General features: G+C 45.6%; 15 protein-coding genes. 4 read left to right on the top strand and 11 right to left on the bottom strand.

All coding sequences use genetic code 11. The features are described from left to right. Positions 1-14 precede the first annotated feature (14 nt). The 3 genes from MTF70_RS09320 (at position 15) to MTF70_RS09310 (ending at position 2,792) form a co-directional block, all read left to right on the top strand. Positions 15-1,628, top strand: a complete 1,614-nt coding sequence (locus MTF70_RS09320; RefSeq protein ID WP_205461054.1) for a VRR-NUC domain-containing protein — start codon at positions 15-17, stop codon at positions 1,626-1,628. A 165-nt stretch (positions 1,629-1,793) separates the two neighbouring features. Next, positions 1,794-2,441 carry an AcfA family outer membrane beta-barrel protein gene (locus MTF70_RS09315; RefSeq protein WP_042520735.1) on the top strand — a complete coding sequence of 216 codons (648 nt, stop codon included), beginning with the start codon at positions 1,794-1,796 and terminating at the stop codon, positions 2,439-2,441. Positions 2,442-2,456: 15 nt separating this feature from the next. Continuing rightward, entirely contained in the window at positions 2,457-2,792 is a 336-nt protein-coding gene (locus MTF70_RS09310; protein ID WP_042520734.1) for a NirD/YgiW/YdeI family stress tolerance protein, read from the top strand. 81 nt (positions 2,793-2,873) lie between these two features. Here MTF70_RS09310 and yegS read toward each other — a convergent pair whose 3' ends face one another. The 11 genes from yegS to MTF70_RS09255 form a co-directional block, all read right to left on the bottom strand. Further along, positions 2,874-3,776: a lipid kinase YegS gene (gene yegS, locus MTF70_RS09305; RefSeq protein WP_053307625.1), complete on the bottom strand. Its 903-nt coding sequence runs from the start codon at positions 3,774-3,776 to the stop codon at positions 2,874-2,876. Positions 3,777-3,784: 8 nt separating this feature from the next. Continuing rightward, on the bottom strand, positions 3,785-4,690 hold the full coding sequence (locus MTF70_RS09300; RefSeq protein WP_165935391.1) for a LysR family transcriptional regulator: 906 nt from the start codon (positions 4,688-4,690) through the stop codon (positions 3,785-3,787). Between the two features lie 172 nt (positions 4,691-4,862). After that, positions 4,863-5,288 (bottom strand): bifunctional diaminohydroxyphosphoribosylaminopyrimidine deaminase/5-amino-6-(5-phosphoribosylamino)uracil reductase RibD, encoded by a 426-nt coding sequence (locus MTF70_RS09295; RefSeq protein ID WP_132937209.1) that lies wholly within the window; start codon positions 5,286-5,288, stop codon positions 4,863-4,865. Positions 5,289-5,337: 49 nt separating this feature from the next. Further along, positions 5,338-6,639, bottom strand: a complete 1,302-nt coding sequence (locus tag MTF70_RS09290; protein ID WP_132937208.1) for a BatD family protein — start codon at positions 6,637-6,639, stop codon at positions 5,338-5,340. After that, on the bottom strand, positions 6,636-8,366 hold the full coding sequence (locus MTF70_RS09285; RefSeq protein ID WP_132937207.1) for a VWA domain-containing protein: 1,731 nt from the start codon (positions 8,364-8,366) through the stop codon (positions 6,636-6,638). Before MTF70_RS09285 ends, MTF70_RS09290 begins: the two co-directional genes overlap by 4 nt. After that, positions 8,359-9,429 (bottom strand): VWA domain-containing protein, encoded by a 1,071-nt coding sequence (locus tag MTF70_RS09280; protein WP_132937206.1) that lies wholly within the window; start codon positions 9,427-9,429, stop codon positions 8,359-8,361. Before MTF70_RS09280 ends, MTF70_RS09285 begins: the two co-directional genes overlap by 8 nt. After that, a complete protein-coding gene (locus MTF70_RS09275; protein ID WP_132937205.1) occupies positions 9,422-10,000 on the bottom strand; it encodes a DUF4381 domain-containing protein in 579 nt (192 codons plus the stop codon). Before MTF70_RS09275 ends, MTF70_RS09280 begins: the two co-directional genes overlap by 8 nt. Next, entirely contained in the window at positions 10,001-10,963 is a 963-nt protein-coding gene (locus tag MTF70_RS09270; RefSeq protein ID WP_132937204.1) for a DUF58 domain-containing protein, read from the bottom strand. A 12-nt stretch (positions 10,964-10,975) separates the two neighbouring features. Beyond that, entirely contained in the window at positions 10,976-11,959 is a 984-nt protein-coding gene (locus MTF70_RS09265) for a MoxR family ATPase (RefSeq protein ID WP_205461055.1), read from the bottom strand. A gap of 85 nt (positions 11,960-12,044) precedes the next feature. After that, positions 12,045-13,346: an anaerobic sulfatase maturase gene (locus tag MTF70_RS09260; RefSeq protein ID WP_248393944.1), complete on the bottom strand. Its 1,302-nt coding sequence runs from the start codon at positions 13,344-13,346 to the stop codon at positions 12,045-12,047. Positions 13,347-13,452: 106 nt separating this feature from the next. Next, a complete protein-coding gene (locus MTF70_RS09255) occupies positions 13,453-14,979 on the bottom strand; it encodes an arylsulfatase (RefSeq protein WP_017635363.1) in 1,527 nt (508 codons plus the stop codon). A gap of 141 nt (positions 14,980-15,120) precedes the next feature. Between MTF70_RS09255 and MTF70_RS09250 the strand changes: the two genes are divergently transcribed. After that, a complete protein-coding gene (locus tag MTF70_RS09250; protein WP_005376559.1) occupies positions 15,121-15,978 on the top strand; it encodes a LysR family transcriptional regulator in 858 nt (285 codons plus the stop codon). The last annotated feature ends 83 nt before the right edge of the window (positions 15,979-16,061 follow it).

Below are 16,061 nucleotides of genomic sequence, written 5' to 3'. Positions count from 1 at the left end.
GTTATCGGTCGTTTATGGAAAGCCCTATCGAACTTGCACCAGACTACTATCTAGAGAACTTCTTCAAGCTGACTCATCACGCAATAACTTGGTACAGCGATTTACTGACCAAGGAAGAACACGCATGGCTTTGCTCGTTTGATTCTTTGAGCAAACACGCCCAGTGCCTTTTGGTGCGTTTATACAGCCGAAAGGGATGTTGGTTTCGAAGTGATAAGCTGAGTTATCAAGAAATACCTTCTATCAATGAAGCACTGGCAGAATTGAGTCAGCATGAGTTTGTAGCCCTTTCCCCACCCCTTTCTCATCAAGAGTTAGCGGCTAATTTACTGACCAAACCAGAAATCTCCGCGCTTTATCCCGAACTGCCGAAATCACTCAAGAAAGACGCCCTTGTCGAACATTTGAGTAATACGGAATTTGATCGTATAGAGCGGCTTGAGTTTACGATCGTCAAACTCAATTCTGCTCATATGATCGACGTGTTACTCACTCTGTTTTTTGCCAACACCCATCAAGACTTAAGTCAGTTTGTGCTTGATGACTTAGGTTTGCATCAGTTCGAGCAATATCAATTGAGTAAAGTGCGCCGTTTCTTTGATTCACGTGAGCAAATAGACCGCTTAATTGAACTGAGCCAGTTGGCCAACCTGTACTGGCAATTTGACCGAAAAGACAAAGCCAATCTCGACTTATTAATTGAGGCAATGCCTCAGCCCGTTAAACACCGTTACGTAGATCGTAAACGCGAGCACATGTTGAATGACATAGCACGTGATTACGAACGGCTTAATGATCTAGAGACCGCCCTATCTCTATTTGGCCAAACTCAACTCACACCGAGCCGAGAACGACGCGCACGTATCTATGACAAATTAAACCATGATGATTTATTTTGTGACATTGTCACAGATATACTTAACTCACCGATCGATGTGTCTGAGCTCGAAGTTGCACAAAAACTTGAGCAACGGTTAAAACGAAAACAAGGCGAGAAAGTGCCAAGAGTGACGAAGCCAACCTGTACGGAATACCGCCTTGAACTGGATTTATCTCAACAGAGAGTCGAACTCGCCAGCAAAGCGTATTTTGAGTCCTTAGGCTGGACTGTATTTTACGCCGAAAATGCACTGCTTAATGCATTACTTGGTCTCACTTTTTGGGATGCGATTTTTGCTCCTATTGAAGGGGCATTCATTAACGCTTATCAACACCGTCCTTTAGATTTATATCACTCGGATTTTGTTACCAAGCGCCAAGCTTTGATAGACACCGCTTTTGCCGAACTAGAAGCGGGCAACACCCAGATGTTATTGACAAAATACGATGAGAAGTTTGGCATCAGTAATCCATTTGTACATTGGAACTTAATAAGTAAAGAGCTACTCGAAACAGCACTCAACACTATCCCAACCAATATGCTGATGGCGCTGTTCAAAATACAATTGAGCGACCTTAAGCTTTACCGTAATGGGATGCCGGATCTCATTGCTTTTAAAGAAAACGAGTTCGAGTGGATTGAAGTGAAAGGCCCTGGCGATAAACTCCAGGATAACCAATGGCGTTGGATCAAAGAGTTTACTCGCCTTAATGTCCCGTTTGCGGTGTGTTACGTCGCAGCAACTTAACTTACTCTATATAAAGAGCTTGGTGTTTGTTCACTCAAACCGCCCCTCGGTTATCGCCCCTTGCTCTTTTTTCTAAACATTTTTTCGTTTCTTCACGATCGCTTCACGCTTCTTCACACAAAATGCGCTTCTACTCACTAAGTTGATTTGAAGAGGCAAAATAAAATGAACAAAACACTTCTTGCGTTACTTGTTACCTGCTCAGTTTCGGTATCTGCGGCTCCTTATGTAGGTCTGGAATATGGACTAGGCACCACTGACCATGATTTGGAACCTCACTTTTCAACTGACAACGTAACACTCAACCCTGAGCTTGAAGACGGTATTTTCTCAGGCTTTGTCGGTTACGCATTTAATGACAACTGGGCATTGGAACTGGGTTACAGCCAGTTTGACCTTGATGACGGCCGTTCTAAGAACCTTGGTATCAAGACAATTGATGGCAAAGATTACCATCATGAAATGGATTGGGATTCCTCTATCACAGCCAAACAAGTCTCGCTAGCACCAGTGTTTAGCTATGCATTAAGTGATAAATGGACAACAAAATTCAAAGCGGGTTTAACTTACACGCAATACGACGCCAAGGTTGCTCAACATCAAGAATATGAGCTTGTCGCGAATGACGATGTGGAAATAAGCAACACGCTTTTCCATAGCTCGGAGAAAAACAACGAGCTAGGCGCAATGTTCTCAGTGGGTGCGGAATACAGAATTTTCCCGCAGCTCACCATAGGTGTAAACGCAAAATATCAACTAGACCGATACGCGAACACTGCATCCTTTAACGTAGGCACAACTTATTACTTCTAATATAAGGAGATGATAATGAAAAGAGTATTGTTAACATCCATGCTTGCCCTACTTTCAAGCTCGGTTTTCGCCGCGTTTAATGGTCCAGAAGTCAGTGCAATCAATACGGTGAAAGAGGCGCGCAACGCAACCGACGACAGCGCTGTAGTGCTAACCGGGCATATTGTTCAATCATTTGGTAACGAGACTTACTTGTTCAAAGACAACACTGGTGAGATCGAAGTAGAGATCGACAACGAAGATTGGATGGGTCAAGAAGTGACACCAAAAGATACCGTAATGATTCGAGGAGAGGTTGACGCAGATTGGACAACTACGCAGATAGACGTTGAGACCATTCAAAAACGTTAAGAAGCTGACTGATACCTCAACACAAATAACACAGCCACATTTTAGTGGCTGTGTTACGCAATAATCATGGAAAACGCTCGTTTAGCTAGTCAAGCAAGGACAATCTTGCGGTACGACTAATCGTATACTCTTAGGCTGAACATCAAATCTAATGGTTCTCGAATGATAAGGTTCTCCATCTAAATTAAGAGGTAATGGATTCGGGAAGTCTATCTCCAACCAGCTTGCTCTTGTGTACTTCACAAACTCTCCTTTCTCACTCGGGTTATTGATCTCGTCGATTACTTTAGGCAGCTCATGAGGTAAAAATGGGCGCACCAATGTTAGATCCATCAGCCCATCATTAATCATCGCTTTTGGAGCTAACTCTTGCCCACCTCCAGCAAGGCGCCCATTACAAAACGCACCGAGCAACATTTCTCCCTGATACGCACCACCTTCAATCGTTATTGTTCCGTCATATGGTTTAAAGCCAAGTGCTTTTACAACACCAGTTAGCGTGTAAGCTCCGCCGCCAAGAAAGTTTTTGAGTTCAACAGGCGTTTCTGCTGTAACTTCTGCGCCAAACCCTGCTGTTGCCACGTTAATAAAGCAGCGATCGTTCGCTTTGACGCAATCGACCAAAGCGGACTGCCCCTCAACAGCAAGAGATAAAGACGCCTTAATGGAATTAGGTACTTGAATAGCGGTAGCAAAGTCATTGGCGGTACCAAGGGGAATAATGGCTAACTCAGGGCGTTTTTCTTCGTCAATTTGAATAATCGCAGAAGCCGCCTCATTGACGGTCCCATCGCCACCAGCGACAACAATACGTTCAATGCCTTCATCAACCGCTTCTTTCACTAGCCGCGGCATGTCTTGAGATTCCCACGTCACACGCACCTGTACGTCGATGCCTTTGTCTCTCATTTTCATGATTGCATCTCTTAACTCTGTATTCCCAGCTTTTTTTCCGTTAAGGATGGCACGTATTGTCTTTTTCATTGCACTTCCTATTGGTTGATGACTTTTCCTGCTTGCTTAATCTGTGAACGCAACCACTGATGGGCGCTGTCGTTTGTGCGACTAGGATGCCAGATTGTGCAAAGCTCATACATTTGTTCATCAAATGGCATTGATAAAGATTTAACATGATAGGTGTTATTGAACAAGTTGATCATCGACTCTGGCATTAAACCAATGTATTCACTACCACAAATAATTGGGAGCATTTCTAGTACGCCTGAGGCTCGATACTTAATCTTTCTCTTATCCAAGTCGACAATGTCATCGGCGTTTAACAAGCTCTTACGACTCTGCCACTGCGAAACCACTACGTGTTCTTCTTCAAAAAATTGTTCAGCCGTAATCTCGTCATTCAGGCGTGGATGCGCTTCGCTACATACCACCACCAAACGCTCCGTAAGTACAGTTTCCAGTTTTAGCACCGTTCTTGCTCTTGGTGTGATATCAATGATCAAATCGTATCGTTGTAACCTCAGATCACTTTCAAAATCTTCCGTAAAAAGCGGATGTACTTCTAATGCAACATTTGGCGCCGACACACGGATTTGTTTCATGACTTGAGGTAGCAACTCAAAGCTTGCAACGGACACACAGGCAATAGAAAACACTCTATTCGACACTTTAGGGTCAAACTCATTAGAGGCCGATAATGTCGAAGTGAAATTTTGTACTGAAGCTAGAAGAGCAGGATAAATATCCATCGCAAACGAGGTAGGCTCGACACCTTTAACGCAACGATGAAACAATGGATCATCGTAGATATCACGTAGCCTTGCTAGCGCTTTACTCACCGCAGGCTGGGTGATGTTTAAGCGCGCCGCCGCTCGAGACAAGTTACGCTCTTCATAGATGGCAGTGAAAATGGGGATAAGATTAAGGTCGGTCGGTTTCATGCTATTAAATTTTTCAAAAGTCACTTTCTCTATTTTAATCTAACAGCATGATCCTTCACGTAGCCAAGTGCAATAAATGAGCGGTATCGCTTGTTTTAATGAGTTTTAACTCAATTTTGACGCACTTCATTCACTACATAAACTGGCACCGTAGTGCAACGTAAAGCTTGACTTAGGCTTTGCCTAGGTAAGGGGTAAGAAACTCGCTGACTTCCTCGCCGCATAAACCAGTTTCTACCTCTATACCTGCTTGTTTTAGAATCTCGATACCTCGACCACTGTTGCGTGGGTCGGGGTCCAATATGGCTACGACGACTTTGCTTATGCCGGATTTGACTAATGTCACCGCGCAAGCTGGCGTGCGACCAACAAACGAACACGGTTCTAGCGTAACGTATGCCGTCACCGATTCTAACGAGCCTTGATACGCATTCAGCGCTTCCACTTCCGCGTGATTGCCACCAATCGCTTGAGTATGACCTTCAGAAACGATTTGATTGTCTCTCACTAACACGCAGCCAACCGGCGGGTTGGGTTGACATTCAGGAAGCGCATTTTTGGACACTTCCAATGCGCGGCGCATAAACTCTTGGCTCATTTGAACTCTATTCTCTAATAAAAACGAGGCGCTATATTAGCGCCCCGTTTTATTCATTGCCATCTCTTCCAATGACTTTGTCCAGTTCTGGTAACGCTCGCGGAATACGGAATTTAAAGCGTGTTTGTTTGGTCTGGATTTTGCGCCACATCGACTTCAGTAAATGAGCGCTATTTTCACCATTTTGCATTCGCGACGCACTTTTTTGCCACGATTCACTCGTATCGGCTTTGTTCATTTCCAGCTCTGCCGTATTTAAACGCAATTGTTTGTACAATATGGTCCTTGCTTCAGACCAACGTTTAGCCTTTAACAAACGGTGGAACGTCAACCATGCTGGTGTCGGTCTGTTGCGGTAGTAACGTTTAATGGCTACCAATGAAATAATCACAAAACCCAGCAACACAAGCGTGGAAACAATCCATGCAAAGTACGTTCTGATGAAGGACTTCAACGTGTGCTTCGCGGCAAAAGTTTTGCCCTCTAACATCACCGTTTCCACTTGCTGAGTCTTACTGTTCCACCAACGGAACTCATAATCTGGCAGGGTTAATTCACCACCTTGTTGAATCACGTACACGCTCTCTTCTGTGCGTGTTGACTGGTAATCACCACGTGTTTGCGTATCTGTCAAACGGTGGGGTTGAGGATACGCTTGATAACGGGTTGTTGATTCTCCTTTCAACAAGTCTGGTAGCAATACAGATAGTGAATCTTGAGCCGAAATGGTGATTTTACGCGTGATTGCATCCCCAACTTTGAGTGACTCAGTGGAGGTATCCCACTCTTGCTTTACCTCTACATCTGTTGCAGAAAACCAAGGTGTCTCACCACTCAGCAGGCCCGATGGCAAGACGGTTTTGAACTTAATCGGCTGCGTGTAAAGTGTGCCTGACACCTTCTCGCCGTCCGGCGCAGACACCTGAACGCCCACTGCGACAGGTGGAATCACAAAATCACCAGAAGCTTGAGGATACAAAGTCACTTCCCAGCGTTGACGCGACCAAGTTTGCCCCTCTTTTTGCTCAGTAAAGTTGGTTGCTAGTTGATTACGCTGTTTTGCGATAACATTGGGTATTTCAATATTGCCAATTCTCGTACCACCCGTAAACCAACGCGGCGTTGCCACTTCGATGGTTAAAATAACTTGCTCATTGACGCTAAAACTTGGTGTTTTACGCTTCTCTCCAGCCGTTGGTTGTTTACCAACCCACGCTTGTAACTCAACTCCATGCTTTCGTTGAACGTCACGAATATCTTGAGCCAACACACTACTGCTCAGGAGGAAGCCGAAACAGATAACTAACCACAAGGGTAAAGCAAGGTGCGTAAAACGGTGGCTTTTCATCATTGCACCGCCTCCTCTGTATTTTCGTTCGCAGTAGAGGTTGATTCTCCGGTTTCTATTGAACGCAATTGAATCTGAAACTTCGCATTTAAGAAGTATTTAGGATCCGCTTCGACTCGCTTTAACCATTTGTCGGCTAATTCTTGGCTACCTAAGATGTCGTCTGCACTTAACGTCTCTTTAATCATCAACTCCGCTGACGTTTTTTCATCCGCCCCTTCTGCGGTTTGAGGGTTATCGCCTAGCTCGGTTGATGCTTCTTGCTCCGTTCCTGCCTGACTCTCACTCATCCGGTTGATGTCCTCTACAATACCACCAATCACTTTCAAGTTATGCTCAACATCCGGTCTTAGCCTCTCGCTCAACGTTGGCTTGTTGGCTAGGGATTTTAACAAGTCACGTGCAGCCAAATATTCACGCTGACGCGCCAATGCACTCGCCGCATTATAAAGACCGTAATCTCGAACCTCTTCGGACGGGTCGTTTTGCATTTCCAAAAACGCGCTGTGCGCGAGCTCAAACTCGCTAGCGTAGTAGTACGCCGTGCCTTTGCGTAATGGATCGACAAAGTGTTTTGCAGCTTCTAAATACGCTTGTTGGTTGAACAAACGCTGTCCTTGTTGGTCTGGCGTCAGCCACAAATCCCACCACCATTGCGCCACCTTGTCGAAGGTCGTCACTTTTTGCACAACTTGTGGCTGCTCGGCTTTAACAGAAATGTTCTCCGCCATTGCACTGGTCGGCATCAACAGTGTACCGCTCATCATTACAATCACGCACCACTGCACTAACCACCCTTTTCTAAACCACAGCATCATGATCAACGCGATTGGAAACAGAAGTTGATAACCCATGTCTTTCCAAGGCATTGAAGATTCGCCATTAAGCTGCATATTGCGCTCAACGTATCGGTTCAGTTGCTCGATATCACTATTATCGACAGTCACTTCCACCAATCGACCGTTAGTCTGACTAGCCAGTTTTTGTAGAGAATCCAAATCCATTGGGTTGTTACTCACAATGTCAGCATTCCCTGCCGCAAGAATTAACAGTTGATAAGGTTTGCCCAAGAAATACGCTTGGTATTGCTCAATCGTGGCTGGATTAACGCCATCACTCACCAACAGAACGGTGGAGCCTGGTTGACCTTGCAATTGTTGATCAATTAACGGCAAGGCTTTTTCGGCAAGCTTACCTTGCACGGGCATAATTTCTGGCGTAATGGCCGCCAAAAATGGGTCAAATACTTTGCTGTCTTGAGTTATAGGCATTGCGACATGAGCACTGCCCGCGAACACGACTAAACCCGTTTTTCCGCCTTTTCGCACGGCTAGCAAATCGCGTACTTTCTGTTTGGAACGCTCAAGGCGGCTTGGTGGGAGATCTTTTTGCAGCATCGAGTCGCTGTTATCAAGCACCACAAGCATAGAGGCTTTATCTTCGCCAAAGGGAGAAGGTTCTCGTTGCCACGTTGGGCCTGCACAAATCACAATGGCGATGAACACAATCAGCATCAAGAGCTTAAGCGGCAGTTGCTTACGCCAGCCTCGCTCACCTATCGTCAAAGCATTGCGTAAATGTTCGGGCAGAATATCCTTCCAGCTTGGCTCGCTTTCTTCTCGCCAGCGTAACCACACCAAGAAAAACATGGGGATCAAAGCCAGTAACCACAGTGGTCGAATAAAATGAAACTGCGTAAAGAATTGCGTCCAACTAAGAGAATCAAACATCGCTCTCTCCTAATGATGATCGTGTAACAGCCCTTCTTTTGAGTGTTGCGACGCTGAACGCGAGCAAATGCATGATGACCACTAACGCCATCAAGTAATGATGAAGGCTTTGTTTTGGGCGGTATGTAGTGCTTTCGTAAAGTTGAGGTTCCAGTTTGCCAATTTCGTCGTAGGCAGCCGATAGTTCATCACGGTTGAGTGCTTCAAACGCTTCACCGCCGGATTCTTTCGCAATGCGATGAATCGTTTCCATATCCAACGCGGTTTCACCTATCGTTTCCGGATCGCCCATCGCAATGACGTGTACTCTCACGCCTTTGGCTTTCGCCACTTTCGCCGCATCAATCGGTTCAACAAAACTGCCCGTGTCGTTACCATCGGTTAATACAATCGCGACTTTTTCACGGTTTTGGTCTTGTTCTAAAGCACCACGCGACTTATCGCTTTGCTCAAAAACTTTAATCGCTAAGCCAATCGCATCACCAAGATGGGTACTCTGCCCTGCCATTGCCACATCGGTTTGGTTAAGCAGTTCGAGCCACACTTTTTGGTCTGCGGTAAATGGCGTTTGCACGAAAGCAGCATCACCAAAAAGCACCAAGCCTAATCGGTCACCTTTACGAGACTGAACAAACTCCGACAGCACTTCTTTTGCCGCATCAAGACGAGAAATTTTTTCGCCTGTACGTGAGGTGAAATCTGGCTCGGCCATGGAGCCCGAAAGATCCACCACCACCATCACATCGCGGCCTAAACTCGCGCGAACTTGAGGCTCGCCTAACACGGTGGGTTTTGCCATCGCACACACCACCAAAAGCCATGAAAGAATTAACGTTGCTCGCTGCCACCAACTCGGGGTCAACTGGCTTGCACCTTCTGATGGCGTCTCGCCAATCGCTTCCACCAGCTGACTAAAAAACGGCACTTTGATCGCCATTTGCTTAGTGCGATATGCGGGCACCAAGTAGTACACCACCAACGGCAAGGGCAAAACCAGAAACCACATTGGGTGAGCAAATTCAAAACCAGACAAACCAGTTATCGATGCAAGAAGATCATTCATGTTGACCTCCCTGATGTGCTTTGCGTTTCAATCGTGGTGATTTATTTGCCGCGCTTTTTTGAGCATCACAACGGTGCTCACTCACCCAGTTTTTCGCACGAGCAATAAGCGTTACTCGCTCTTCGTTGGTTAGCGTAACGCTTGGGTCAACAATACTTTGTAGCCAGCACTTTGAAAGCTCATCGTTAAAAACCATTTGCGAGTTTGCTTGAGAATCTTCGGTTTGCGGATACCGCGCATCGAGCTTGCGCAGAAAGGCGGTATCAAACAATTTCGCGTTGCGGCTATCAATATGAATCAGCACTACTTTAAGCACAGAGAACAATACTTTTGGCATGTCTTTGTCGCTCGATTTGATTTGCGAAATCGCCAGTAGAGCTTCTTTTCGGTAACGATTATGCCACCATTGCCGAGCCAATCGATATACGACATACACCAATGCAATGAGCACAACCGCCGCTAAAATTTTCCAGCCAATAGTTTGCGGGTACCAACTCACGCTGGGTGGTACAGCCACATCATGCAGCTCTCTGAGTATGTAGGTACTCGGAGGCGTAGGAAGATCACTCATTTAACGCCCTCCTACCAGTTTTTGGAATTGTTTAATGTGCTCACCTGTCGTATCGAGTTCGATGTGCGGAAGGTGTTTCATCGCCATAAGTTGAGAGAGTGATTGACGCTGTAAGCTAGTTCGAGCCTCAAGCTTTGCGCTCGCAGCTTCTACCTTTGCTTTGCTGTCTAAATTGAGTTGATACTGCCCATCACCAACCACCCATTTCGATTTTGCCAAATCGTCTGGTAGCGCTTGTTCTAATGGGTCACTGACCATCACTGCAAGAACATCGTTGTGCTGTTGTAGCTGTTTAAGGTGATCAAGATGGTGCTCCTCGCAGTCGCTCCAGTCGCTGATAAAAATCAAAGTGGATTGCTTGAGCTTCATGCGTTTAATAAGCTCAATCCATTGACTGAACGTTGCTTTTTCGGAATTGCGGGAGTCCACATTGAGCGATTGATTGGCTTTAGCGAGACGTTTAAGTTGCGCCAGAAGATCGTTTTGCGAACGCTGTGCCTTGCTGTGAAACAACGCCTGCTGGGATGCGATGACAAAACCGACTCGGTCGCCATCTTTTAATACTCGCCACCCACACATCGCTGCGATCTCTGCCGCGACAACTGATTTCATTACTTGCGTCGAAGCAAAAAACATTGTGCTTCTCTGGTCGACACACACGATTACGTTGCGATCTTTTTCTTCTGTATAACTGCGTACATGCGGCTTACCCGTACGCATCGTAACTTTCCAATCAAGGTTACGAATATCGTCACCCAATTGGTAATGGCGCAGCTCTTCGAAGTTCAATCCACGACCGCGAAACAACGAATTGTGTCGGCCAGAGAGTACGCTACCCGCCTTTAGGTGAGGAAGTAAACTGAATGATTCTGCTTGTGCTTGCAGACGTACTAAACGAGCGTAATCGCAGTACAAACGGGGATCCATCCCCTGTGATTTTGGCGCAAGAGTTGGCTTAGCCATAATGCCTCCCACTTACCCAATTTCTACACAATCTAGCAGCTCTTGTACGACTCGTTGGTGATCGACTCCGTCTGCTAGTGCGTCGTAGGTCAAAGAAAAACGGTGGCCCAATACAGACGGAACCATGGCACGCACATCGTCAGGAGTCACATGGTCACGTCCTTGCATCCACGCATACGCACGAGCGCATTTGTCGAGTGCGATGGAAGCACGAGGACTAGAGCCAATCTCAATCCATTTTGCTAAGTTTGAATCGGCATAACGCTCTGGCTTACGAGTCGCCATCACTAACGTAACGATGTAGTTTTCCACTAGGTCCGATACCACGATGTTTGGTAACTGACGGCGCGCTTCTAGCACCACGTCTGGCTCAATGTGTTTTGGCGTAATAATTTCGCTGCTGGTTTCCGCACCCAATTCTTCACTGCGCACCAAACGAATGATGTCACGTTCGGCGTCATCTTCTGGATAATCGACGGTAACCTTCATGATAAAGCGGTCCATTTGCGCTTCTGGCAGTGGGTACGTGCCCTCTTGCTCTACTGGGTTTTGCGTTGCAAGCACCATAAATAAGTCCGGCAATACGTGAGTTTTATCGCCTACCGTGATTGTGCCTTCGGCCATGGCTTCAAGCAGTGCCGCTTGTACTTTGGCAGGTGCACGGTTGACCTCATCAGCAAGTACAATGCTGTTAAAAATGGGCCCAGGTTGAAAGTGGAGTTGCGGCTTACCATCCAGCTCTTGATAAACCTCAGTACCCGTCACGTCAGATGGTAAAAGATCCGGCGTAAACTGGATTCGACCAAAACTGGTGTTTAACAAGTTCGCCAAAGATTTTACGGAACGTGTTTTTGCCGTTCCCGGTAAACCTTCTAGCAGAATATGCCCATTTGTTAATAACCCGATGACTAAAGCTCGAACCACGTGGCTTTGTCCAATGACGCTTTTTTCTGTTTGTTCGATGAGTTCTTTTATCGCTTGTTGTGCGTGGTTCATAGGATACCTTTTCAATGGTTTAAGCCGTCTTTTCGATATTTAAGTATAAGAACAAATGAAATAACTTAAGGTTATATTCACTATGTTATCTTTGCGGTTCTTGAGATTGGAGAAGTTGTGCAAGACCAACCAACATCGGTAACGCATAATCAAAGAACATTTTGATTCCCGAACACAAATAGTTTAGACCACTCTCACCATTCGGCGTTTTGATCAAACGGTTTTTTGGGCACTCACCCCAACAATAAGGCAAGTAAGGGCATTGCTTACAATACGTCGGCAATGAACCGCGTTTTGCCATGCCAAAAGTATATTGTCTTGTAGAGAAGGCCATTTCATTCAGTGAGTGTTCATGAATGTTGGCGAGTTTGTATTCTGGATACACATAGTGGTCGCAACTGAACACGTCGCCATTGTGCTCAATCGCCAACCCTTTGCCACAAAACTCCGCCGTCACGCAAAGCTGAGACGGTTTCCCCATTACTTGCGCCACCGCGGTTTCAAACAGATTAACCAGCACACGGCCAAGATCGTTATTCACCCACTCTTCAAAGGTCGCCATTAAAAAGCGTCCCCAGTCTTCAGGATCGACTGACCAATCCGTTACAATCGACATTGGATGCCCCGGTTTAGCCAGATCACTGCCTTTGGTTGGGATCATCTGTTCGTTCCAAAACTGCGGCGCGGTTGTTTGGAAGTTGTTGGCTTCTACCACCGGCGCAAACTGAATATAAGTCACACCCAATTCTTGGGTTAAAAATCGATATACTTCGAGCGGGTATTTCGCATTGTGACGATTCACCGTGACCAACGCGTTGAATTTCACGCCATGCGCTTTGAGCTTATCTACCGCTTTCATCACGAGATCAAACGTTGGCTTACCGCTGCGGGTTTTGCGATATTTGTCGTGCAGCTCTCGTGGTCCATCAATCGACAAGCCAACTAGGAAGTTGTGCTCTTTTAAAAACGCACACCACTCATCGTTTAGCAAAATGCCGTTGGTCTGAAGGTCGTTTTCAATGCGAACGCCTTTCGGCTGATATTTCTTTTGCAAAGCTACGACATTGCGGAAATAGTCCAACCCAAGCAGCGTCGGCTCCCCGCCCTGCCATGAGAATACAATTTCTTCGCCATCCTGACTTTCGATATAGCTTTTCACGAACGCTTCCAGTGTTGCGTCGTCCATTTTTGGCTGCTTTTCTTGGTGCAGTAGATTTTCTTTATGCAGATAAAAGCAGTACTGACAATCGATGTTGCACTTTGCTCCGCCTGGCTTTGCCATCACATGGAATCGACGGTCATACGCGCCCAAAACCGGCGCTTTAGACGCCGTTTTAAGAGGAACAATAGGCATAGTAGTAGAATGGCGAGGGGAAATCTTACTCATACGTTTCTCACTATTACATATACCCAAATAACCTCGTGAGCGCTGTACAGCAAAAGTGAAGCTATTTGGGTATATAGCGCTCCAAAAAGCGCTATATAATCTTAATTTACTTAGAAGACTTAGGTACGAACGAACCTGCTTCCATACGAGGCGGGAATTCTTTGAATGTACCCATCACCTCTTTCACTGTATCCATTGCTGGCATCATTAAGAATGAACGCTCGTACATCCAACGAGAATAACCCATGCCTTGATCGCCTCGTTCAAATGGATCAATGCTCAAGTCAAAGATCAGTGGCACACGAAGTTTAGTGAACGGCTTACGCCATACATCCATACCCGTTTCATTCTCTTGAATCATAAAGTGGAACTTGTACTTTCCTTGGCGCAATGCCACAAGATCGCCGTCGTCGCTCCAGTAAACGAACTCATTTCGTGCGGATTTGTCTGACTTACCCGTTAAATATGGCAGTTGGTTGTAACCGTCTAGGTGAACTTTGTAGTCCATATCGCCAACTTTTTTGCCTTTTAGCAGTTCGTCTTTAACTTTGGTATCACCTGCCGCAGCAACTAGTGTCGGGAAAAAGTCCTCTAATGACATCATGCCGTTGAATGTTTTACCTGCCTCAATTTTTCCAGGCCATTTAATCAACATTGGCACACGGAAACTCCCTTCCCAGCCAGTGTTTTTCTCTGAGCGGAACGGTGTCATCCCTGCATCCGGCCACAAATCAACCATAGGGCCGTTGTCAGTGGTGTAAACAATGATTGTATTGTCATCCACACCTAACTCTTTGATCTTGTTAAGTAGCTGACCGATTTGGTCATCGTGCTGCTTAACACCATCCGCGTAGAAACCGGCACCTGTTTTACCTTGGTATTCTTCAGGAACATGTGTGAAGTTGTGCATGCGAGTGGTGTTAAACCAAGTAAAGAACGGCTTGTCCGCTTTTACTTGCTTTTCTATGAAGCTCTCTGCGGCATCAAGAAACTCACCATCAACATTTTCCATACGCTTACGCGTTAGTGGACCGGTATCTTCGATTTTGCCGTCAGCGTAAGAATGGATAACGCCACGAGGGCCAAATTTCTTCTTGAACTCCGGATCTTTAGGGTAATCCACGTTCTCTGGCTCTTCTTCTGCGTTCAAGTGGTATAGGTTGCCGAAGAATTCATCAAAACCGTGGTTGGTAGGAAGATGCTCGTCTCGGTCACCTAAATGGTTCTTACCAAATTGTCCGGTTGCGTAACCCATTTGTTTAAGCACGGTTGCAATCGTCGGATCTTTTTCCGAGATACCTTCCGGAGCGCCTGGTAAGCCCACTTTTGATAGACCTGTACGTTTTGGCATTTGACCAGTGATGAATGCAGAACGGCCTGCTGTCGAGCTTTGCTGTGCGTAGAAGTTAGTGAACTTCGCACCTTCTTTAGCAATGCTATCGATGTTTGGCGTGTTGTACGCCATCATGCCTTGGTTATAGGTACTAAGGTTCCAGTAACCAACATCATCACCAAAGATGACAAGAATGTTGGGTTTGTCCGCTGCATGTGCAACTGCAGATGCAGCGCCCAAAGCTAACGTACATGCGTTAAGTACGAGTTTTTTACTGCTCGTTTTGGTCGCATTTTTCATATTATCTCCAAGAGTTCGCTAGTGCGTAAAAAACGGTATTCGCTTTTCAATACCATTGTTGATATAAGATAAAGCACTAATTTCAGGCGATAAATGCAGTCAAAATTAGTTAACCTATAAATTAAATTTATGAGTGACGTTATGGACTTGAATTTGATCCAAACTTTTCTTGTTGTTGCGGAGTTTCAATCTTATACAAAAGCCGCGGAACAATTAGGGCTTACACAACCTGCTGTGAGCGCTGCAATAAAGCGTTTAGAGCAAGTCGTAGATAAGCAATTATTCGTTAAAAAAGGACGAGGTATCGCACTAACCTCCACCGCTTATCAATTACTGCCGCAATTCCAGCAAGCGGTTAGTATTATTGACAATGCGATATCTGATAGAAATCATTTTGAAGTGTGTTGTTCGGAAATTTTGTTGCACATTATGGACCCGATAAAGAACACTATTTTTTATGAATCACCACCCGAAAAATTCCTATTATTTGAGCTGTTAAGACAACAAAAAGTCGATCTAGTAATCGATACGGTGATCACGAAAGATGCAGCGTTTATTATTGAAGATGCCTATGAGGAAGAAGCCGTGGTTATCTGTCGTGAGAACCATCCCCGTGTACACGGCACGCTCACAAAAGAGCAATTTTATGAGGAAACTCACTGTTTATTTTCAGGAAAATGGAACAACATGTCGGGGTTCGAGCAACTAGCAAAGGAAACAATTCAAGAAAGAAAAGTCGACTTGATCACATCTTCGCTAGCGGGCATGGCGCTGTATGTCGCCCAAAGAGACAGTTTAGGGATCGTTTCTCAATCTTTTGCAAACAAGTGGAGCAAAGCGCTCAAACTTCAAATTTTGCCCTGCCCCATTTCGATACGCTCTATCCCTTACAAGTTCGTTTACCATAAGCGAGAGGTAAACAACCCAGCCCACATCGCTCTACGTGAAAAAATCAAAGCCAACTTAACGGCAGCCCACTACGAACCAATTTGTTTATAACTCTTGTCAATTGAAGCGTTAGGCGTTTTCGTCATCAAGCTTTCTACAAACCTGAATAGATAGAATTTTACAGATAAAAAAGA

Source organism: Vibrio sp. 2CM40D, from assembly GCF_023161825.1.
GTDB lineage: Bacteria > Pseudomonadota > Gammaproteobacteria > Enterobacterales > Vibrionaceae > Vibrio > Vibrio alginolyticus.
This window is presented reverse-complemented; position numbering and strand designations above follow the sequence as displayed.